Origin of the sequence: Streptomyces sp. NPDC032161 (assembly GCF_040636995.1) — a bacterium.
Classification (GTDB): domain Bacteria; phylum Actinomycetota; class Actinomycetes; order Streptomycetales; family Streptomycetaceae; genus Streptomyces.
The window spans coordinates 17,315-39,724 of sequence record NZ_JBEZVN010000043.1 but is presented as its reverse complement, the minus strand read 5'-3'; the positions used below and the strand labels follow the sequence as shown (position 1 = coordinate 39,724).

The window sequence follows — 22,410 nt, the reverse complement described above, 5'->3', positions numbered from 1 at the left end:
GGTTCGGGGCGGGTGCGGTTGTTGACGGAGGGGCGGGAGTGGGTGCGGGGGGATCGTCCCCGTCGTGCGGGGGTGTCGTCGTTCGGGATCAGTGGTACGAACGCGCACGTGATCCTGGAGGAGGCTCCCGACGAGGACACACCCACCGGCACCGAGCCCGAACCCCACGCCCCGCTGCTGCCCGTGGTCGTCTCCGGTGCCACCCCCGAGGCCCTGGCCGCACAGGCCGCCCGGCTGCGCACCGCCGCCGACGAACGGATCACCGACCTCGCCCACACCCTGGCCACCGGACGCGCCGCCCTCACCCACCGTGCCGCCGTCGTCGCCCGCGACAAGGACGAACTCCTCGCCGGGCTGGACGCGTTGGCCGGGGCCCGTACCCCTGGGACAGCCGTACGCACCGAAGCCGCCGCGAGTGTCGCCGCCGCCGACACCGTCGTACGCGGCCGTCCCGTCGCGGGCCGGACCGCGTTCCTGTTCACCGGACAGGGCGCCCAGCGCCCCGGCATGGGGCGTGGCCTGTACGACGCCCACCCCGTCTTCCGGCGGGCCCTCGACGAGGCGTGCGAGGCCCTGGACGCCCATCTGGACCGCCCGCTGCGCGAGGTGATGTGGGCCGGACCCGGCACCGCGGAGGCCGAGTCGCTCGACCACACCCTCTACACGCAGAGCGCCCTGTTCGCCGTGGAGACCGCCCTCTACCGGCTGCTGGAGGCGTACGGCATACGGCCGGACCGGTTGGCCGGCCACTCCATCGGGGAACTGGCCGCGGCGCACGCCGCCGGTGTCTGGGACCTCGCGGACGCCGCCCGGCTGGTCACCGCGCGCGGCCGGCTCATGCAGGCCCTGCCCGACGGCGGCGCGATGCTCGCCCTGGACGCGACCGAGGACGAGGTGCTGCCGCACCTGGGCCCCGAGGTGTCCGTGGCCGCCGTCAACGGCCCCCGGGCGGTCGTGGTCTCCGGCACCCGGGCGGCCGTGGACGCCGTCGCCGCCGCCTTCCCCGGCCGCCGCGTCAAGCGGCTGCGGGTCAGCCACGCCTTCCACTCGCCGCTGATGGACCCGATGCTCGCCGAGTTCGAGAAGACCGCCCGGGAACTGCGCTACGCCGCGCCCGTGATCCCGCTCGTCTCGAACGTCACCGGCACGCACGCCACCGAGGACGAGCTGTGCACACCCGAGTACTGGGTGCGCCACGCCCGCGAGGCCGTCCGGTTCGGCGACGCGGTCCGCGCCCTGGAGGCCGACGGCGTACGCACCTTCCTCGAACTCGGCCCCGACGCCGTCCTGTCGGCCATGGGCGCGCACGCCGTCATCGACCCGGAACGGTCGGCCTTCGTCCCGGCCCTGCGCCGCGACCGCGACGAGGAGGCCGTGTTCGCCGCGCTCCTCGGCACCGCCCACGTCCGCGGCCTCGCCGTCGACTGGCCGCGGACCTTCGCCGGCACCGGGGCGCGCCGCGTCGAGCTGCCGACGTACGCCTTCCGGCGGCGGCGGCTGTGGCTGACCGACGGGCCCGGCGCCGCCCGCACCGACGGAACGGCGACCGGGCACCCGATGCTCGGCACCGTCCTCACCCTGGCCGCCGCCGACACGGTCGCGCTGACCGGCCGACTCTCCCCGGCCACCCATCCCTGGCTGGCCGATCACGCCGTCGCGGGCGTCGTCCTCGTCCCCGGCAGCGCCTTCGTCGAATTCGCCCTCCAGGCGGGCGACCGCACCGGCTGCCCGCAGGTGGAGGAACTCACCCTGGAACGGCCCCTGGCCCTGCCCGGTCACGGATCCGTCCAGCTCCAGGTGGCCGCCGAGGCCCCCGACGCCGACGGGCGCAGGCGGCTCACGGTGCACGCCCGCCCGGAGGGGACCGACGCACACTGGACCCGGCACGCCACCGGCGTCCTCGCCCCCCGGCCCGCGCCCGAACCGGACCCCGCGACGGCCTGGCCGCCGACGGGCGCCCTCCCCGTCGACGTCACCGGCACCTACGACCACCTCGCCGAACAGGGCTACGGCTACGGTCCCACGTTCCGCTGCCTGCGCGCCGCCTGGCGGCTCGGCGACGACGTATTCGCCGAACTCGCCCTGCCCGACGCCGACTTCGGAAGCGACCCCGGATCCGGAAGCGACCTCGACCCCGGCGGCTTCCCCGGTCCCGACCCGGCCGACGGATTCGGACTGCACCCCGCCCTGCTGGACTCCGCGCTGCACGCCATCGACCTGCTCGACGGCCAGGACCCGACCGTCATGACCCTGCCCTTCTCCTGGGAGGGCGTCACCCTGTACGCCACCGGCGCCAGGGCCCTGCGCCTGCGGCTCACCCCGCACGGCACCGACCGCATGACCCTTCGCCTGTACGACGGCACGGGCGCACCGGTCGCCGAGGCGGCGTCGCTGCGCATCCGCCAGGTGACGGCCGAGCAGTTGAACGCCGCGGCCCCCGCCCCCGGCGAACTGCTCACCCTGCGCTGGACCCGGCTGGAGGCGGCCGCCGACGCGACGGCGCCCGGCCCCCGCACTCTCACCATGACCTCGGACCCCGCCCCGGACCCCGCCGCGGGCGTCGCCCACGACCTGCCGGCCCTCGCCCGCGAGACCGCCGTACGCACCCTGACCGCGCTCCGGAACCACCTCGCCGACGGTCCGGCGGACGAGCCGCTGGTCGTCGTCACCCGGCACGCGGTCGCCGTGGACGGGCCGCCGGACCCGGCCCAGGCCGTGATCTGGGGCCTGGTGCGGTCCGCCGCCGTCGAACACCCCGGACGGTTCGTGCTGGCCGACACCGACGGCGACCCCGCCTCGGCCGCCGCACTGCCCGCCGCCGTCGCCACCGGCGTGCCCGAACTCGCCCTGCGCCGCGGCATGGTGTACGTACCGGAGCTGGTCCGGACCGACGCGCCGGGGACAATGCCCGAGAGGACGGCACCCGGGCCCGCGCCCACCATCCCGCTGAACCCCGAAGGCACCGTCCTCATCACCGGGGGCACCGGCAGCCTCGGCCGCCTGCTCGCCCGCCACCTGGCCGAACACCACGGCGCCCGCCACCTGCTGCTCGTCGGCCGCGGGGGCCGGACCCCGGACCGGGACACGGGCACGGATCCGCAGACGCGCGAGGAACCCGTCGCCCCCGGAGCGCGGGTGACCGTCGCCGCCTGCGACGTCACCGACCGCGCCGCCGTGGCCGGACTGCTGGCCTCCATGCCGGACGCCCACCCGCTGACCGCCGTGGTGCACGCCGCGGGGGTCCTGGACGACGGACTGCTCACCGACCTCACCCCGGAGCGTATGGAGGCGGTGATGCGGCCCAAGACCGATGCCGCCTGGCACCTCCACGAGCTGACCCGCGGCCTCGGCCTGGACTCCTTCGTCCTCTTCTCCTCCGCGGCGGGCACCCTGGGAGCCGCCGGGCAGGCCAACTACGCGGCCGGCAACGCCTTCCTGGACGCCCTCGCCGCCCACCGGCGGGCCCAGGGCCTTCCCGCCCTGTCCCTGGGCTGGGGGCTGTGGGACACCGGCGAGGGCATGGCGGCCGGACTCGGTGAGACGGAACTGCGCCGACTGGCCCGCGACGGCATCCTGCCGCTCCCCGCCGACCGGGCGCTGACCCTCTTCGACCGGGCCCTCACGATCGATGCCCCGTTGGTCCTGCCGGTTCGCGTCCGGATCACCGAGGACGCCCCCGCCCTGGTCCGCGCCCTCGCCCCGATCCCGGCCGTGCCCCGCCGCACGGTTCGGCCGGCCACCGCCGCCCCGTCCGCCCCGCAGCCCGCGGATTCGCTGCCGCGGCGGCTCACCGGCCTCGGCGCCGAGGACGCGATGCGCCTGCTCGTCGACACCGTGTGCGCACACGTCGCCGATGTCCTCGGCCACGGCTCCGGCACCGCCGTGGACCCCGAACGCCCCCTCGGCGACCTCGGCGTGGACTCCCTCGCCGCCCTGGAACTGCGCAACCGCCTCGGTGCCGAGACCGGACTGCGCCTGTCCACCACGCTCACCTTCGACCACCCGACCTCCGAGGCCCTCGCCCAGCACCTGTACGAGGAGCTGGGCTCCCCGGGGAACGAGCGCCCCGACGACGCGCCCGTCGACGTCGAGGCCGAAGTGGCGCGCCTGGAAACCCTGCTGGGCACCGCCCTGGAGTCCGCCGCCCTCGACGACGACCGGCGCGCCCGTGTGGCGACCCGTCTGCGAGCCCTCACCGCCCGCTGGAACGACCCCGACCCGTGGCGGCGCACCCCCGCGACCGTCGGCACGGACGCCGAAAGGGGCCTGGAATCGGCCACGGCCGACGAACTCTTCGGCATCCTCGACGAAGAACTCGGCAGCTTCGACTGAGCCCTGCCGGACGTGCCCGCCGCTCACGATGCGCTGGTACTCCTCGATGACGGGAGCGCGGTACCAGGCCTCCCGGCCAGCGTGCGGCAGGTCGCGGAACCGATCCGGGAGCACTACCCGAGCACGACCTTCCTGGACACCCCACCACCGGCCGGCGACCCCCTCGGCGGGTACGCGGCCATCCGCAGGATGGAGAACGTCCTGGGCTGGAAGCCGAAAGTCACCGTCGCGGAAGGGGTGGCCCGCTACGTCAAGTGGCTGAGGGACACCCCGGCCGCCGCCCCCGGCTGGCTGCGGGAGTCCACGACTGCCCAAGGGCTGCCCCGATCCCTGGCGGGCGCGCGACGACGGCTGCGGCACCTCGCCGCGTTGTCGCATCACCCGAGTACGTCCAGTACGAGGGCGATCCTCCGCCTCGCGATGCACCGCACGGACGCCGCGAGCTTCCCGGCAAACGTCTCCGGCCACAGCACTGGACGACCGGCGGCCTGCCCAGGCGGGGCATTCGCAGTCCGCGGCCACGACCTGATCCGCATGCTCTCCCGGGACGGCAAGCCGACCGGACTGGGCGACGCGTTCGCCCACTACGGGCGAATCTTCAAGACCCCGCACCTGCTCCAGTTCGTCTCCGACGAGGGATACCGGCGGATGATCGGCGCCCAGCTCAACGTCACCGAGGCCCGTCACCGCCTCGCCCGGAAGATCTCCTTCGGACAGCGCGGCGAACTACGCCAGCACTACCGCGAGGGCATGGAGGACCAACTCGGCGCGCTCGGCCCGGCCCTGAACTCCGTAGTGCTCTTCAACAGCCTCCACATCGACGCCGCCGTCAAACAGCTCGCCGCCGACGGCTTCCCCGTCACCGATGAACTCCTCGCCCGTCTCTCCCCGCTCCAGTACGACCACGTCAACTTCCTCGGCCGTTACGCCTTCACCCGACCTGCTGCGCCGGGGCTTGCGACAGCTACGTGACCCACACACGGACGAAGATGATGACGACTGCGGGCAGGAGTGAGCGTCAAGAGTCAACAGGGCGCAGATCACTCTGGGCCGGCGCCTTCCCTCTTGCCGTGCTACTCGCAACGGCCATCGGCCCCCGATGTCCGGGCCGCTTTCAGACGGCGCTGATCGGCGCCGGGTTCTCGGGGAGCTGCCAGCTGCCGCCGCGGTCCTCCTTCGAAAAGCGCGCGGCGAGATCGGGAACGTGCAGGAAGCAGGCCAGTGCGGTGGCAGCCTGGAAGGCGTCGATCGCACGCGGGGTCATCGGCATGCCGAGGCGCAGGAGACGCGGATTCACTTCGCCCTGGATCTCGTCGACGAAGGGCCGCAGCACGCGGTCGTAGTTCGCCAGCGCGGCCGACAGGTCGCCCGGGTGCCGGTTGATCTCGCCGGCCAGGACGTAGGCGCCCACCAGGCCACCGGAGATGCCCATGCCGCTGTAAGGGGAAGCGCAGTGGGCGGCGTCGCCGGCCAGGACCACGCGACCCTTGGACCAGGTGCCGGTGCGAACCTGGACGATCTCCTGGGAGTAGAAGAAAGGGCTCGTCCGCATGCCGTCGATGAAGCGCTCGGTCTGCCAGCCCGCGTCGCGGAACCTGCTCGCCCAGAACTCCCGCTGGCGCTCCACGGGTTGCCGGTGGATAGCCGAGGCCTCCTCGGACTCCTCCCGCATCACGAAGTACACCTGGGTTTCGGTCGGGTTGTGGCTGCGGCGCATGATCTGACGGCCGCCCGGGACCATGTAGGTGTCCCGGATGTTGCTGTCGGACGCGATGCGCGGGATGAACCAGTAGGCCATGTGGATGCCGACCAGCCAGTACGGATCGAAGCCCTCCGGGAGGATCGCCTGCCGGATGCGCGATCCCTGCCCGTCCGCGCCGACCAGGAGGTCGAACTCGCTGGAGGACCCGTCGGAGAAGTGCGCGACGACCTTGCCCTCGTCCTGGTCGAAGCCGTCCACGCTCACGCCGAAGACGTACTCGGCGCCGTCCTTCGACGCGTCGTGCAGGATGCGTACCAGGTCACCGCGCATGATCTCGTACTCGGACGTGAGGGTCTGCCGGCCCTGGCCGGAGGTGTTGGCCATGATCGTCGCCTTGGCCCTGCCGCGCGCGTCGACGAAGGCGACACCCGCTTCGTCCACCAGCTTGCCGCGGACGGCGTCAAGAAGCCCCATCCGCTCGACGGCCTCGATGCCCTGCCCCCGGAGGTCGACCTGCGCCCCGGTGGCACGCAGCGCCGGAAAGCGTTCGACGACGGTCACCCTGTGGCCGCCCCGCGTGAGCCAGAAAGCCAGCGCCTGGCCTGCTATCCCGCCGCCGGCGACAAGGACACGCAGGGGGCGTGCTCCCGATCCGTTGGCCATGCCCGTCACCCCAGAAATCTATCAGTGAATGATTCCTCTCCAGGGTTGCCTATCAGTGATAGATTTTCAACATGACCAAGGTGAACCGTGAGATCGTCGTCTCCGAAGCGCTCGACCTGCTCGACGAGGTCGGGCTGGACGCGGTCAGCACACGGCGGCTGGCGAAGCGGCTGGGCGTCGAACAGCCCTCGCTCTACTGGTACTTCCGCACCAAGAGGGACCTCCTCACCGCCATGGCGGAGGCGGCGATGGCACCGCATGCGGCCGCCCCGCTGCCGACGCCCGACGACGACTGGCGCGACTGGTTCCTGGACAACACGCGAAGCTTCCGGCGCACCCTGCTGATGCGCCGGGACGGCGCACGCCTCCACGCGGGCAGCACCCCGGCGGGCGACCTCGACCGGATCCGCCGCAAGATGGACTTCCTGGTCGCCTCCGGAGTGCCCGAGCGGGACGCGCAGATGGCGATGCTGGCCGCCGGCCGTTTCACGGTCGGCAGTGTCCTGGAGGAACAGGCGGACGCCGGCCCCGGCGACGGCTCGGATCCACCGGCGGACATGCCAGCGATCGACCACGAGTCGGCATTCGAGGCCGGCCTGACCCTCGTCCTGGACGGCCTGGTGCACCGCACCGCGGCGCGGGCCGCCTCTCCGTCGGCAAACGATCGTTTGACGACAGGCAGCCGACGCGTCCAATGACCGCCGTCTCCGCCGTGCACCGGAAGGACTGCACCGTCACCGCCCCACACGCCACGGAAGCCGACGTCCGCCGTCGCCGCCCCTTCGCACCCAACCGGACTACCGATTAGGCCGCGGAACATGACTTACTTGCTGGCATGGCCCCACTCGTGCTGGCCTGCGGTTCACTTGACAACCCTGGAGGAGACACCTCACGGGCACTGGGGTGTCTGCCCGCCAGTCACGGCGTGCCGGTCTCCTCGGCCACCCAGGACAGGTACGCCGCCGAGCCGCCGGTGACCGGAAGGGTGATCCACTCCGGCACGTCGTAGGTGTGCTCCCGGGCCACCCACGCGGCGAGTTCCGGGAGCCGGCCCGTGGTCGTCTTGTACGAGACCCGCCACTCCCGGGCCGTCTCGACGGCACCGTTCCACCGGTAGACGGCGGTGAACGGCGGGTCGACGTGGGCGCAGGCCGCGAGCCGGTTCTCGACGGCGCCGCGCGCCAGCGCGTTCGCCCGGCCCTCGTCGTCGATGGTCGTCTGCGCGATCACGATCTCGCTCACCACGCCACTGCCTCTCCTGGTCGGTCTGCCGCAACCGGACGGTGTGCCGCAACCGCTCGGTGTGCCGCAATCAGCCGGTCTGTTCCGACCCTATCCAGTCGGGTCACGGGCTCTCGCGATCCAGTCGGGTCACGGGCTCTCGCGGGGAACGCCCTCGCGCCGGGCGACCCACCCCGCCGTCGAGGCGACCGGGCGGGCCGGGAACCGCCCGGCCCGCCGGCGCTCAGCCCGCGGGGGAGTGGGTGGTGGCCCAGCGGTCGGAGAGTTTCGGGATGCGGTGCTCCAGCATCTTCGACGGCAGTTCGGACCGGCTGGCCACGTTGAGCTTGCGGTAGACACGGGTCAGGTGCTGCTCAACCGTGCTGATCGTGACGTGCAGGCGGCCGCTTATCTCACGGTTGGTGTACCCGAGCGCGGCCAGCCCCGCGACCCGGCACTCCGCGTCGCTGAGCAGGGCGGGGCCGCCCTTCGCCCCGGACGCCTCGGACTGCGTGGCGGGGTCCTCCAGCAGATGCGCGTCGACCGGGGACTCCACGCTGCACGCCTTCGCCTCCCGGGCCGCCTGGCGGGCGACCAGCCGGGCGCGGGCGTACTCGCCCAACTCGTAGTGGGCCGCGGACAGATCGGCGTAGGCCTGGGCGAGCGTGTGCTGGTCGCCGCACGTCTTCAGCAGGTCGATCGTCTCGCGCAGCAGCGTGGCCCGGCGGTGCGGTTTGCTGGTGGCCGCCAGCATGCGCAGGCCCATCGCCCGGGCCCGGGAACTGTGTCCGCCGGGCAGCCGCAATTGCTCCTCGGCCCACTTCCGGGCCGTCCCGGGTCTGCCGATCCGCAGGTTGGCCAGGGCCAGGTCGGACCGCCACGGGATGCCCTTCTGCAGGCTCGAATTCCCCTGCCGCATCAGCTGGCTGCACGTCTCGAAGTCGTTCAGGGCGGCGAAGGGCCGGTCGGTGGCGAGGTAGTGGTGGCCCCGGGCCCGCAGGTACTGGATGCCGAAGACGGTGCGGAACATCGGTTCGGGAACGTCCCGCGCGAGCAGTTCCTCGGCATCGTCGTAGGCGCCCATCGCGGTGTGCGCGAAGATCGCCGTGGACAGTGGAAGACCGGCGAGCACCCCCCAGCTCTGCTCGTGCAGACTGTCCAGCGCCCGGCGCGCCCCCTGGGCCGCGGTCGTCATGTCCCCCCGCAGCAGGGCGATCTCCGCCCGGACGCTGCCCAGCAGCGCCTGCCAGGTGGTGGCCCGGCGCTCCGCGGCGCATTCCAGCAGTGCGCCGCACGCGTCGGCGGCGAGCGCGGGCCGGTCGGCATGAGCGATCGCCAGAAGCGCCATAGCAACCAACTCCAGGTTGAGATGGTCGAGTTGGTGTCCCTGGAGGGCCTGGGCCACCGCCGCGGCGGAATCGTCCGTGGCGACCCCGCCGACCAGCATGGCCACCTGGGCGGACAGTCCGCCGTTCCGGCAGGTGGGAACGTGCCTGCGCGGGTCGGGTCCGGTCGCCCAGGTGCTCCTGGTGGGCAGCGCGACCCCGTAGAACCACTGCCGTACGAACTCGACCTCGACCAGGATCTGGGCATCCTCCGGGGAGTGCCCGGACACGAGCGTGGCCACGGCCTCGGCGGCCAGTTCGGTGTCGCCCTGCCACAGCATGTGCCGCAGCACGCCGGCGGTGTCGCGCGTGCTGAGGGCGCCCTCCAGCGCGGCTCGGCGCAAGGGTTCCAGATGGGTGCCCGCCGCGGCGGGGTTGGTGCGCCACTCCGCACGTCCGAGGGCGGCCGACAGGGCGTTGCGCTCCCGCTCGTCGGAGCAGTCGCGCAGCACCAGCCGCAGATATCCGCCGCACGACTCCACGTCGTCCGCCGCCAGGGCCTGATCGGCGGCGGCGCGCAGGACACTCGCGCCCCAGGGGCTCGGGACCCGGTCGGCGGCGCGCAGATGACGGGCCACCTCCCGGGCGGGCGCGCCGCTGCGGTACAGCAGTCCGGCGATCCGGCCGTGCAGCTCGGCCCGATCGACGGGGGCCATGTCGTCGAGCACGGCGGTGGCCGCGGTCGGATGGCGCAGGACATGGCCGTCCAGCAGCCCCACGGAGTTGAGGGCCTCGACGGCCTCCTCGGCACCGGCCGGCGGGGTGTCGGAGAGTTCGGCGACGACGGCGAGGGAGGCCGGTGCGAACGGCGCGGTGCCGGAAGCCGGTGCGGAGGCGGAGGAAGCCGGTGCGGACAGCGCGGTGACGGAGACCGGGGCGGACAGCGCGGCGAGCGTCCGGATCACCCGTACGTGGCGTGGCTCGCCGCGGTGCACCAGGGACAGCACCGCCTGGCGGTAGGAGGTGCTGGCGACCGGTCGGTCCATCTCGCGGCCGAAGCGGGCGCTGTCGTCCAGCAGGGCGTGCACCAGCAGGGGGTTACCGGCGGTCGCGCGGTGAAAGGCCCGGTTCACCCCGGCCGGCCGGGGTGAACCGGTCTGAGCGGCGATCAGTTCGCCGACGGCCCGCTCCGACAGGGGAGCGAGACGGGCCCGTCGGTGCGGCTGGCGGATCAGTTCGGTGTACGCGGCCGAGCGCGCGGCGTCGGGCTGGCCGGACGTGGTGCACACCACCAGGATCCGACGGAAACGGCTCCGGTGCAGCAGATGGACGACGGCACGCAGCGAGGCCCGGTCCATGAGGTGGGCGTCGTCCACGGCGACCACCAGGGGGCGTTCGCCGTCGGCGATCCGCAGCAGTGCCTCGGTCGTTCCCAGTTCCGGTTCTCCGGGCGCCGTTCCGTCCCGGAGCACCTCGGACGGAGTGAACGCCCCCCGGGGTACCTCCGTCGGCGGTACGGTGGCCGAAGGCGTGGTCTCCACCCCGTCGTTGCCCAGTAATTTCCGCAACAGGCTCATCGGCTGGTTTTGTTCGGTCGGGCATGCCGTGCCCTGGAGTATGCGGGCCCCTAATCGGTCCGGGGTGTCGAGGAATTCATGCAGGAGCTGAGTCTTTCCAGCGCCCGGACCGCCCACGATGATCACCAGTTGACCGTTTCCGCTCGCGCTCTCGGTAAAAGCCTCGTTAAGTATGCGTAAATCATTGGAGCGATCGAAAAGACGCATGGTATTCCCCCCTGTGTCCAACTACGCCTGCGGGGTCGCTCGTGCCGGGACAGCGGCGGTACGCCGGAACCGGGCCCGGTTCCGGCGTACCGCCGCTGTCCCGTGGTGCGAAGACTGCCGCCACCGTGGCAGCCCTTTGTGCTCCGGTCTGTTCGACGGTTCCGGGTTCGGGGCCGTCGGGGCTGTTTCAAGACGTTCTTGGCGTGAATCGATCCGGCTCGACAGGTCTTCCGAGCCGGATCGGAAAGGCTTCCTGGTCATGGAATGCAGAGACGCTATAGATCGGTACCAACGTTGTCAACCACGCCTCTTCCGGCTCCATTTCTCTCATAGTGCCTGCTCGAAGCAAGTTTTGCTCGGTCGATGAATTTACGGGGAGGTGAAGAATGGAAACGGGGCGCGACACACGTGAAGCAGGTCACGTCCGGGCGCCTCCTCCCCGGTTCCGGTACGCCCGACCGCCCGGCCCCGTGCCGCCGCCCGCGCCGTTCCGTCCCGGCCCCGTACGCCTCTCGAACCCCCTACCGTCCCGGCCCCCGGACCGCCCCCGCCTCCGCCCCGCTCCCTGCACCGGCTCCGGACGGCCCCGCCTCCGCCCCGCCCCGTACCGGCCCCGGGGTCCCTGGGGGCCGTAGGGGTATCAGGCGCCATCGCGCCCTGCCTAGCCTCCGACAACGGAGAGAGAAGCGGACCGGGAGCCCGCCCCGGCACAGTCCGCAGGACCGAGGCCCACTTTCGATCTCGATCGGACGGCGCGCTGGTGAACAACGAAGAGCAACTGCTCGACTATCTCAGGCGGACGACCGCGGACCTGCGGGAGGCGCGGCGCCGGCTGCGCGAGAACGAGCAACGCGCCCACGGTCCCGTCGCCGTCGTCGGCATCGGCTGCCGCTACCCGGGCGGTGTCACCTCGCCCGAGGACCTGTGGGACCTGGTGGCGACGGGCACCGACGCCGTGTCGGACTTCCCCGTCGACCGGGGCTGGGACATGGACGCCCTGTACGACCCCGAGCCGGGCCGGGCCGGCAGGACCTACGCCCGTACCGGCGGATTCCTGTACGACGCCGCCGACTTCGACTACGACTTCTTCGGCATCGGCCCCCGCGAGGCCCTCGCCATGGACCCGCAGCAGCGGCTGCTGCTGGAGACCTCCTGGGAGGCGTTCGAACGGGCCGGCATCGTCCCGGCCTCGCTGCGCGGCAGCCGTACCGGCGTGTTCGTCGGCGTGATGTACAACGACTACGCCACCCGCCTCACCACCGTCCCCGAGGACCTCGACGGCTACCTCGCCAACGGCAGCGCGGCGAGCATCGCCTCCGGGCGCGTGGCCTACGCCTTCGGTCTGGAAGGCCCGGCCGTCACCGTCGACACCGCCTGCTCCTCCTCCCTGGTCGCCCTGCACTGGGCGGTGCGCGCGCTCCAGTCGGGCGAATGCTCGCTCGCCCTGGCCGGCGGGGTCACCGTGATGTCCACACCGGAGACGTTCGTCGACTTCAGCCGTCAGCGCGGCCTCGCTCCCGACGGCCGCTGCAAGGCGTTCTCCGCCTCCGCCGACGGCACCGGCTGGGGGGAGGGCGTCGGCATGCTGGTCGTGGAACGCCTGGCCGACGCTCGGCGCAACGGCCACCCGGTGCTCGCCGTCGTGCGGGGCAGCGCCGTCAACTCCGACGGCGCCAGCAGTCGGCTGACCGCGCCCAACGGCCCCTCCCAGCAACGGGTCATCCGGCAGGCGCTGGCCGCCGCCGGGGTCACCGCCGACGGCGTGGACGTGGTCGAGGCGCACGGCACCGGAACCTCCCTCGGCGACCCGATCGAGGCGCAGGCACTGCTGGCCACCTACGGCCGCGAACACCCCGCGGACCGCCCGCTGTTGCTCGGTTCCGTGAAGTCCAACCTCGGGCACACCCAGGCCGCCGCGGGCGCGGCGGGCGTCATCAAGATGGTGATGGCCATGCGCCACGGCGAGGTGCCGCCCACCCTCCACGCCGACGCCCCCACGGACCGGGTCGACTGGGACGCGGGAGCCGTCGAACTGGCCCGGGGACGCGGTCCCTGGCCCGACACCGGCCGTCCGCGCCGCGCCGCCGTCTCCTCCTTCGGCATCAGCGGCACCAACGCGCACGTCGTGCTGGAACAGGCCCCCGACGAATCGGTCCCCGCCGATACGGGATCGGTGTCCGTCGACGGTGCGGACCCGGCCCCGGCGCAGGGCGCCCCCGTGCCCGTGTCCGCGGCTGTGCCCGCGACCGGTCCTGCGCCCGCGCCCGGCCCTGTGCCCTGGGTCGTCACGGGGCGCAGCCCCGAGGCCCTGGCCGCCCAGATCGACCGGCTGCGCGACCACCTCGTCCGGCGCGGCGACGCCACCCCTGCGGACATCGGGCTGTCCCTGGCCACCGCCCGCACCCGGTTCCGGTACCGCGCCGTCGCGGTCGGCCGCGACACCGGCGAACTGCTGGCCGCGCTGGCCGCCGCGACCCCCCTCACCCCGGTCGGCGGCGGAACGGCGTTCCTCTTCACCGGCCAGGGTTCCCAGCGCGTCGGCATGGGCCGCGCCCTGTACCGCGCCCACCCGGTCTATGCCGAGGCGTTCGACGCGGTGTGCGCGCTCGCCGACCCCCACCTGGAACGTCCGCTCGGCGAGCTGATCGACGGCGACGCCGAGCTGCTGACCCGTACTGACCATGCGCAGATCGCCATCTTCGCCACCGAGGTGGCCCTCTACCGCCTGCTGGAGTCCTGGGGGCTGACCCCGGGGCACCTGGCCGGTCACTCCGTCGGTGAGCTCGCCGCCGCCCATGTCGCCGACGTGCTGTCCCTGCCGGACGCCGTGGACCTCGTCCTCGCCCGTGGCCGCCTGATGGCGGCACTGCCCCCGGGCGGTGCCATGGCCGCGCTGCGGGCGACCGAGGACGAGGTCGCTCCCCACCTGGACGGGCGGGTCGGTCTCGCCGCCGTCAACGGTCCCCGGTCGGTGGTGATCTCGGGGGAGGAGGAAGCCGTCGACGCGCTCGCCGCCCGTTTCGCGCACGCCAAGCGGCTGAAGGTGTCCCACGCCTTCCACTCGCCGCTGATGCAGCCGATGCTGGCCGGCTTCGCCGAGGCCGCGGCCCGGTGCGCGTACCGCGCGCCGCGCATTCCCATCGTCTCCGCCCTCACCGGCGCCCCCGCCGACCCCGGCCATCTGGCCACGCCCGACTACTGGGTGGAGCACGTCCGCCGCCCGGTCCGGTTCGCCGCCGCCCTCGCCACCCTGCGCGACCTCGGCGTACGCGCCTTCCTCGAAGTCGGTCCGGACGCGGCGCTCACCGCCCTGGCCGGGGAATGCCTTCCCGAGGACAGCGTGTGCGTCCCCACCCTGCGACGCGACGGTGACGAGCCGTACGACCTGGTCAGCGGCGTGGCCCGGCTGGACGCCCTCGGCGCCACGGGTTCTTCAGGGACCGCCAAGTCCCCCGGCGCTTCCAGGACTTCCCGTTCGTCCGGGTCCTCCGGCTCGTCCGTCGCTCGCGTCTCCCTCGGCTCCCTCGTCGACTGGCAGGCGTTCTACGCTCCTCACCGGGCCCGGCACATCGATCTGCCCACCTACGCCTTCCAGCGGACCCGGCTGTGGCTGGAGGCCGCGGCCGACGGCAGCGGTGACGCCGACGGCCTCGGCCAGAGCGCCACCGGCCACCCGCTGCTGACCGCCGCCACCGAACTGCCCGACACGCAAGGGGCGCTCCTCACCGGACGGCTGTCCCTGTCCTCGCACCCCTGGCTCGGCGACCACACCGTCCACGGCACCGTCCTGCTGCCCGGTACCGCCTTCGTCGACATGGCCCTGCGGGCGGCGGAGTTCACCGGCTGCGGCACGGTGGCGGAGCTCACCCTCCACGCCCCGCTGACCCTGCCCGAGCAGGGGGCCGTGGCCGTACAGGTCGTTGTCGACAGCGAGCGCGACGGACGCCGGGAACTGTCCGTCTGGTCCCGTCGCACCGACACCCCCGACGCCCCGTGGACGCGCAACGCGGGCGGTGTCCTGGCCAACGCGGCGACCGACGAGGCGCCACCGGCCGCCTCGTCCGCCCCGGCTGCCTCGTCCCCCTCGTCGTCCGCCCCCGCCGTCTGGCCGCCCGCCGGCGCCGAACCCGTCGACCTGGACGGGCTCTACCCCGAACTGGCCCGCGCCGGCTACGGGTACGGCGAGGTCTTCCAGGGGCTGCGTGCCATGTGGCGCAGGGGTGACGAACTGTACGCCGAGGCCGCCCTGCCCGACGGGGCGCGCACCACCGCGGGCGCCTTCGGCGTCCACCCGGCGCTCCTGGACGCGGCCCTGCACGTCAACCTGCTGGACCTGCCCGGCGGACAGGCCGTGCTGCCGTTCGCCTGGAACGGCATCACCCTGCACGGAGCGGGCGCCGACCGCCTGCGCCTGCGCCTGTCCCCGGCAGGTGCCGACTCCGTACGTCTCGACCTCACCGACGGCCACGGCGCGCCCGTCGCCACCATTCGCGGCCTGGTGGCCCGGCCCGTCACCGCCGACCAGCTCGCCGGGGACGCCGACGACCCGCTGTACCGGGTCGAGTTCGTCCCCGCGCCCGGGGCCACGGCGAACCCGCCCCGGCCGGACCTCGCCGTGTGCGGCGCCGACCTCGGACTCGACGCCCCACGCCACCCCGACCTGGCCGCACTCGCGGACGCGTACGCGTGCGACGACGGGGACACGATGCCCGGCACCGTCGTGCTCGCCGTACCGCCCGCCCCCGACCCCGGCACCGGCCGCGATCTGCCCTCGCGGGTACGGGATCTGGTCGGCACCACCCTGGACACCCTGCGCGACTGGCTGGCCGACGAGCGTTTCACCGGTCGCAGGCTCGCCGTGCTGCTGCGCGGCGACCACCTCGCGCACGCCCCGCTGTTCGGCCTGGTACGGGCCGCCGCCGCCGAGAACCCCGGCCGCTTCCTGCTGGTCGGCATCCACGGCGGCGACATCCACGGCACCGAGGGAGCCGCGTCCGGCGTCGTCCTCACCACCGCGCTCCCCACCGCCCTCGCCACCGCCCTCGCCTCGGACGAGCCGGAGATCGCCGTACGCGACGGCGAGGTGCGAGTGCCGCGCCTGGCCCGCGCCAAGCCCGGCGTCCCGCCCGCCTGGGACCCGGACGGCACCGTCCTCGTCACCGGCGGCACCGGCGGCCTGGGCGCCCTGATCGCCCGTCACCTGGTCACCGAGCACGGCGTGCGCCGTCTGCTGCTGGTCGGACGACGCGGCGCGGACGCGCCCGGCGCCACCGCCCTGCGCGACGAACTCGCCGCGCTCGGGGCCGAGGCCGTCCTCGCCCGCTGCGACGTCGCCGATCGCGACGCCCTCGCCGCGCTGCTCGGCCGGCACCCGGTGCGGGCCGTGGTGCACGCCGCGGGAGTCGTCGACAACGGCGTGCTGACCAGCCTCGACACAGGCCGGGTGGAGCGGGTGCTGCACCCCAAGGCGGACGCCGCCTGGCATCTGCATGAACTGACCGCGGACCTCGACCTGTCGGCGTTCGTACTGCTGTCCTCCACCGCCGGTCTGCTCGTCGGCGGTGGCCAGGCCAACTACGCCGCCGCCAACACCTTCCTCGACGGTCTCGCCGCCCACCGCCGCGCCCTCGGCCTGCCCGCCGTCTCCCTGGCCTACGGACTGTGGGCCCCGGACGGCGGCACGGGCGACGGTACGAGCGGTGGCCCGGGTGGCGGCACGGGCAGGGGCATGAGCGCCGGAATCGACGCGGCAGATCTGGAACGCCTGCGCCGCCTCGGCCTGCCGCCGTTGACGACCGCCCAGGGGCTGCGCGCGTTCGACGCCGGACCCGGCGGCGAGGACGCCGTCGTGGTCCCCGTCCGCCTGGACGCCGCCGCCGTACGAACCCGCCCGGACGGGGTGCCCGCCCTGCTGCGCGGACTCGTCCGGCCCGCGCCCGGCCGGCGCGCCGCCCCCGCCACCGGCGAGGCCGCCCCTGCCGCCGCGAAGACCGACTGGCGCGAACGGCTCGCGGGACTGCCCGATTCCGAACGCGACCGTGCCCTGGTCGAGCTGGTCCGCACCCATGTCGCCGCGGTACTCGGCCACCCCTCCCCGGAGGCCGTCGACCCCGGGCGCGCCTTCCAGGAGATGGGCTTCGACTCGCTGGCCGCCGTCGAACTGCGCAATCTCCTCTCGCGCGCCACCGGCCTCACCCTCCCGGCGACGCTGGTCTTCGACCAGCCCTCGCCGCGTACGCTCGCCGCCCACCTCAAGACCGAACTCGTCCCCGGACCGGCCGATCTCGCCCGGTCCGCCCTGGCCGACCTGGACCGGCTGGAGGCGGCGCTGCTCGCCCTGCCCGACCGCGACGGCAGCCACACCCGTGTCACCGCGCGCCTGGAAGCGCTGCTGCGCGGCTGGTACGACGCCCGTGACGCCCACGGCCGCGACGCCGCGCCCGTACCGCCGGGGGACCTCGGCGAAGCCGGCGACGAAGAACTCTTCGCCAGGATCGACAACGAACTGGGAGCCCTGTGATGGAAGCCCCGGCCACGGCCGACAAGCTCCGCGACTACCTGAAGCGGGCCACGACGGAGCTGGAGCGCAGCCGCCGCCGCGTACGGGTGCTGGAGGAACAGGACCACGAACCCGTCGCCGTCATCGGCATGGGCTGCCGCTACCCCGGCGGGATCCGTACCCCCGAAGACCTGTGGCGGGTCGTCGACGAGGGCCGCGACGTCGTCTCCGACTTCCCCACCGACCGGGGCTGGGACGTCGACGCGATCTACGACCCCGAACCCGGCTCCCCGGGCCGGACCTACGTACGCCACGGCGGCTTCCTGCACGACGCGGCCGAGTGCGACCCCGCCTTCTTCGGCATCAGCCCCAAGGACGCGCCCGGCACCGACCCGCAGCAACGGCTGCTGCTGGAGGTCAGCTGGGAGGCATTCGAACGGGCCGGCATCGACCCCACGGCCATGAAGGGCACCCCGACGGGTGTCTTCGTCGGCCTGATGCACCACGACTACCTCGGCGGCACCATCTCCGGCAGCATCGTCTCCGGGCGCATCGCCTACACCCTCGGACTGGAGGGCCCGGCCATCACCATGGACACCGCCTGCTCCTCCTCCCTGGTCGCGCTGCACTCCGCGATCCGGTCGCTGCGCAAGGGGGAGTGCTCCCTCGCGCTCGCGGGCGGCGCCGCCGTCATGGCCAGCCCCGAGATGTTCATCGAGTTCAGCGAGCGCCGGGCGCTGTCGCCCGACGGCCGCTGCCGTTCCTTCTCCGACGACGCGGCCGGTGCCGCCTGGGCCGAGGGCGCGGGCATGCTGCTGGTCGAGCGACTGTCCGACGCCCGCCGCAACGGCCACCAGGTGCTCGCCGTCGTCCGCGGCTCCGCCGTCAACCAGGACGGCGCGTCCAACGGCCTGACCGCGCCGAGCGGACCGGCCCAGATCCGCGTCATCCGGCAGGCGCTCGCCGACGCCCAACTGGCCCCGCACCACGTCGACGCGGTCGAGGCGCACGGCACCGGCACCACCCTCGGCGACCCCATCGAGGCCCAGGCCGTCATCGCCGCGTACGGGCAGGACCGGCCCGAGGGCCGACCGCTGTGGCTGGGCTCCATCAAGTCCAACATGGGCCACGCCCAGGCCGCCGCCGGGGTCGGCGCCGTCATCAAGATGGTCATGGCGATGCGCCACGGAACCCTGCCCCGCACCCTGCACGTCGGCACCCCCACCACCGCCGTCGACTGGAGCGCGGGCGACGTGGAACTCCTCACCGAGCCCCGCCCCTGGGACGGCGACGGCAGGCCGCGCCGCGCCGGGATCTCCTCGTTCGGCATCTCCGGCACCAACGCGCACACCATCCTGGAGGAGGCCCCGCCCACCGGCCCCGCCGACGCCGCCCCGGCCCGTGCCACGCTGCCCGTCGTGCCGTGGCTGCTCTCCGGCAAGGGCGCCGACGCCGTGCGGCGCCAGGCGGAACGGCTGCTGGCCGCCGCCGACGGTCTCGACCCGTACGACGTCGGGTACACCCTCGCCACCGCCCGCAGCACCTTCGGTCACCGCGCCGCCGTCACCGGACGGAACCGGGACGAACTGCTGGACGCCCTGCGCGGGATCGTCGACGGCACCCACGCACCCGTCGTCGCCCCCGAACCCGGGCGCCTGGCCGTGCTGTTCACCGGGCAGGGCTCGCAGCGCCCCGGCATGGGCCGCACCCTGTACGCCGCGTTCCCGGTGTTCGCCGCCGCCCTCGACGAGATCTGCGCCGCCTTCGACGCGTACCTGGAACGGCCACTGCGCGACGTCATGTTCGACGTCCCGGGCGAGGACGGCGCCGGAGCCGACACCGCCGGAGCGGACACCGACCGCGAGAACGCCGACGGCGCCGAGGTGCCGCTGCACCGTACCGTCCACACCCAGGCCGCGCTGTTCGCCTTCGAGACCGCCCTGTACCGGCTGCTGGAGCACTGGGGCGTCCGCCCCGACCTGCTCGCCGGGCACTCCATCGGCGAGGTCGTCGCCGCCCATGTCGCCGGGGTGCTGGACCTGGCGGACGCGGTCGCGCTGGTCGCCGCCCGGGGCCGGCTCATGCAGGACCTGCCGGCCGGTGGCGCCATGGTGTCCCTGCTGGCCGCCGAGGACGACGTCACCGCGCTCCTCACCGACGGCGTCGGCATCGCCGCCGTCAACGGCGCCCGCTCGGTGGTCGTCTCCGGCGACGAGGAGGCCGTCCTCGCCGTCGCCGCGAAGGTCGAGAAGAGCACCCGGCTGAAGGTGTCGCACGCCTTCCACTCGCACCGCATGGAGCCGATGCTCGAACCCTTCCGCGAGGTGCTGGCCGGGCTCACCTTCCACGAACCCGCGCTGCCCGTCGTCTCCAACGTCACCGGCCGCGTCGCCGACGACCTGACCTCCGCCGACTACTGGGTGCGGCACGTGCGCGAGGCGGTCCGCTTCCACGACGGGATCACCACCCTCGTCGCCGAGGGCGCCACCCGCTTCCTGGAGATCGGCCCGGACACGGTCCTCAGCACCATGGCGCGGGACGTGGTCCCCGAGGCCATCGGCACCCAGCGGCGCGACCGGCCCGAGGACGCCGCCCTCACCGACGCCCTGTGCCGGCTGCACCTGACCGGCACCGGCCCGGACTGGCGGGCCGTGTTCAGCGGCGGACGCACCGTCGACCTGCCCACCTATCCGTTCCGCCGGGACCGGCACTGGGAGGACGCCCCCATCCTCCAGGCCGAGCGCTCCGCCGCCGCCCGCACGGGCGGCGACGCCGACGATCCGTTCTGGGAGCTGGTGCGCGACCGGGACGTCCCCGCCGTCGCCGCCACCCTCGGCCTCGACGACGAGACGGCGGTCGCCTCCGTCGTGCCCGCCCTCGCCGCCTGGCACGGCCGACGACAGGCCCACGCCGCCGCCGACGCGCTGCGCCACCGCGTCACCTGGGAACCGCTCGCCCCCGCCGCCACCCCGGCGCGCGGCGGAACCTGGCTGGCCGTCGTCCCCCAATCCGCCGCCGACGCCCCCTGGACCCGTACCGTCCTCGACGCGCTGACCGGCGTCGACGCACACACCGGCCGGGGACCGGGTGGCCGGGGCCGGGACATCGACATCCTCGCCGTGCCGGACGAGGCCGACCGCGCCGCGCTGACGGCCGCACTCGCCGACCGGACCGCCGTCGACGGCGTGCTGCTCCTGCCGGGCCCGGCGACGCCGACGGCCACCGCCGCCACCCTTCTCCAGGCCCTCGGGGACGCCGGTGCCGACGCGCCGTTGTGGTGCGTCACCCGGGACGCCGTCGGCCACGGGCCCGGCGACGCCGTCACCGGCTTCGCCCAGGCCGGGCTGTGGGGCCTGGGCCGGGTCGCCGCCCTCGAACACCCCGACCGGTGGGGCGGACTGATCGACCTGCCCGCCGAGATCGGCCCGCGCACCGCCGCCCGGCTGGCCGCGCTGCTCGGCGACTCCGGTGACGAGGACCAGATCGTGATCCGCGAGACCGGCGCCCACGGGCGGCGGCTGGAGCCCGCCCCGGCTCGCGCCGGTGCCCCCTGGCGGCCGTCCGGCACCGTGCTGGTCACCGGAGCCACCGGAGCGCTCGGCACCGCCGTCGCCCGCCTGCTCGCCGCCGAGGGCGCCGACCACCTGCTCCTCGTCTCCCGCCGGGGCCCCGACGCCCCCGGCGCAGCCGAACTGGCCCGGGAACTCAGGGCCGCCGGAACGGCGGTCACCCTGGCCGCCCGAGACATCGCCGACCGCTCCGCACTGGCCGAACTCCTCGACTCCGTACCGCGGGAGCACCCCCTCACGGCCGTCGTGCACCTGGCCGGGGTCCTCGACGACGGCGTACTGGACGGGCTGACCCCCGACCGGTTCGCCCGGGTCCTCGCCCCGAAGGCGGACGCCGCCCGCCACCTGCACGAACTGACCGCGGACCGGGACCTGTCGGCGTTCGTGCTCTTCTCCTCCCTCACCGCCACCGTCGGCGGCGCGGGCCAGGCCAACTACGCCGCCGCCAACGCCTTCCTGGACGCCCTGGCCGAACACCGGCACGCGCTCGGGCTGCCCGCCACGTCCGTGGCCTGGGGGCCGTGGGGCGGCGACGGCATGGCGGCGCACGGCGCGGTCCGCTCCGCCACCCGGGCCATGGGCATCTCCCCGCTCGCCCCGGACGTCGCCCTCACCGCGCTGCGACGGGCCCTGGACGGCGGCGACACCACCGTCACCGTCGCGGACGTCGACTGGTCGGTGTTCGCCCCCGCGTTCACCGCGAGCCGCCCCGCTCCGCTGCTGGACGCGCTGCCCGGGGCGCGGCGCGGCACCGGCGGCCCGGACGGCGCGAACCAGGCCGACGGCCTCGCGGCGAAACTCGCCGGACTCACCGGTGGGGAACGCGAACGCGCCCTCCAGGACCTGGTGTGCGGCCAGGCCGCCGCCGTACTCGGCTACGCCGACGCCACCGCCGTCGAACCGGCCACCGCCTTCCGCGACCTCGGCTTCGACTCGCTCACCTCCGTCGACCTGCGCAACCGGATCAGCGCCGCCGCCGGGGTGCCGCTGCCCGCCACCCTCGTCTTCGACTACGCCACCCCCGCCGCCCTCGTGAAACACCTGGGCACCGAACTGGCCGGAGCGGACACCTCCGTGGACACCGTCGTCGACGAGTTCGAACGGGTCGCCGCCCGGCTCGGCGGTCTCACCGCCGAGGACATCGAACGGAGCCGGGTCACCGTGCGCCTCCAGGCCCTGCTCAACGACCTGAACAAGACCCTCGGTCAGGACGACGCGGCCACCGTCACCGGCCGGCTCGAAGAGGCCTCCGCCGACGACGTCTTCGCCTTCATCGACAACGAACTCGGCCCGGCATGACCCGGCGGCCCCACGA

The 22,410-nt window shown here is 74.1% G+C and carries 8 protein-coding genes; 5 read left to right on the top strand and 3 right to left on the bottom strand.

Going from position 1 to position 22,410, the window contains the following annotated elements; genetic code table 11:
* Nucleotides 1-12: 12 nt before the first annotated feature.
* Both AB0E67_RS32795 and AB0E67_RS32790 read left to right on the top strand, forming a co-directional pair.
* Complete coding sequence (locus AB0E67_RS32795) at nucleotides 13-4,332, top strand: SDR family NAD(P)-dependent oxidoreductase (RefSeq protein WP_362033749.1); 4,320 nt, start codon at nucleotides 13-15, stop codon at nucleotides 4,330-4,332.
* Nucleotides 4,333-4,413: 81 nt separating this feature from the next.
* Nucleotides 4,414-5,304 (top strand): Tn3 family transposase, encoded by an 891-nt coding sequence (locus AB0E67_RS32790; RefSeq protein WP_362033746.1) that lies wholly within the window; start codon nucleotides 4,414-4,416, stop codon nucleotides 5,302-5,304.
* 142 nt (nucleotides 5,305-5,446) lie between these two features.
* Here the strand turns inward: AB0E67_RS32790 and AB0E67_RS32785 are convergent, their stop codons facing one another.
* Nucleotides 5,447-6,697 carry an FAD-dependent monooxygenase gene (locus tag AB0E67_RS32785; RefSeq protein ID WP_362033743.1) on the bottom strand — a complete coding sequence of 417 codons (1,251 nt, stop codon included), beginning with the start codon at nucleotides 6,695-6,697 and terminating at the stop codon, nucleotides 5,447-5,449.
* 71 nt (nucleotides 6,698-6,768) lie between these two features.
* Between AB0E67_RS32785 and AB0E67_RS32780 the strand changes: the two genes are divergently transcribed.
* The gene (locus AB0E67_RS32780) at nucleotides 6,769-7,395 is read left to right on the top strand and encodes a TetR/AcrR family transcriptional regulator C-terminal domain-containing protein (RefSeq protein WP_362033740.1); all 627 of its coding nucleotides are present in this window, start codon (nucleotides 6,769-6,771) and stop codon (nucleotides 7,393-7,395) included.
* Nucleotides 7,396-7,615: 220 nt separating this feature from the next.
* On the opposite strand, the gene cutA is transcribed toward AB0E67_RS32780, so the two are convergent.
* Together cutA and AB0E67_RS32770 are read right to left on the bottom strand one after the other, a co-directional pair.
* Nucleotides 7,616-7,942, bottom strand: coding sequence for a divalent-cation tolerance protein CutA (gene cutA, locus AB0E67_RS32775; RefSeq protein ID WP_362033737.1), 327 nt, complete (start codon nucleotides 7,940-7,942; stop codon nucleotides 7,616-7,618).
* A gap of 220 nt (nucleotides 7,943-8,162) precedes the next feature.
* The gene (locus AB0E67_RS32770; protein ID WP_362033735.1) at nucleotides 8,163-11,027 is read right to left on the bottom strand and encodes an AAA family ATPase; all 2,865 of its coding nucleotides are present in this window, start codon (nucleotides 11,025-11,027) and stop codon (nucleotides 8,163-8,165) included.
* A gap of 760 nt (nucleotides 11,028-11,787) precedes the next feature.
* On the opposite strand from AB0E67_RS32770, the gene AB0E67_RS32765 reads away from it, so the two are divergent.
* Together AB0E67_RS32765 and AB0E67_RS32760 are read left to right on the top strand one after the other, a co-directional pair.
* Nucleotides 11,788-17,547 (top strand): SDR family NAD(P)-dependent oxidoreductase, encoded by a 5,760-nt coding sequence (locus AB0E67_RS32765; protein WP_362033732.1) that lies wholly within the window; start codon nucleotides 11,788-11,790, stop codon nucleotides 17,545-17,547.
* Nucleotides 17,547-22,394, top strand: coding sequence for a type I polyketide synthase (locus AB0E67_RS32760; RefSeq protein WP_362033730.1), 4,848 nt, complete (start codon nucleotides 17,547-17,549; stop codon nucleotides 22,392-22,394). Before AB0E67_RS32765 ends, AB0E67_RS32760 begins: the two co-directional genes overlap by 1 nt.
* Nucleotides 22,395-22,410 lie beyond the last annotated feature (16 nt).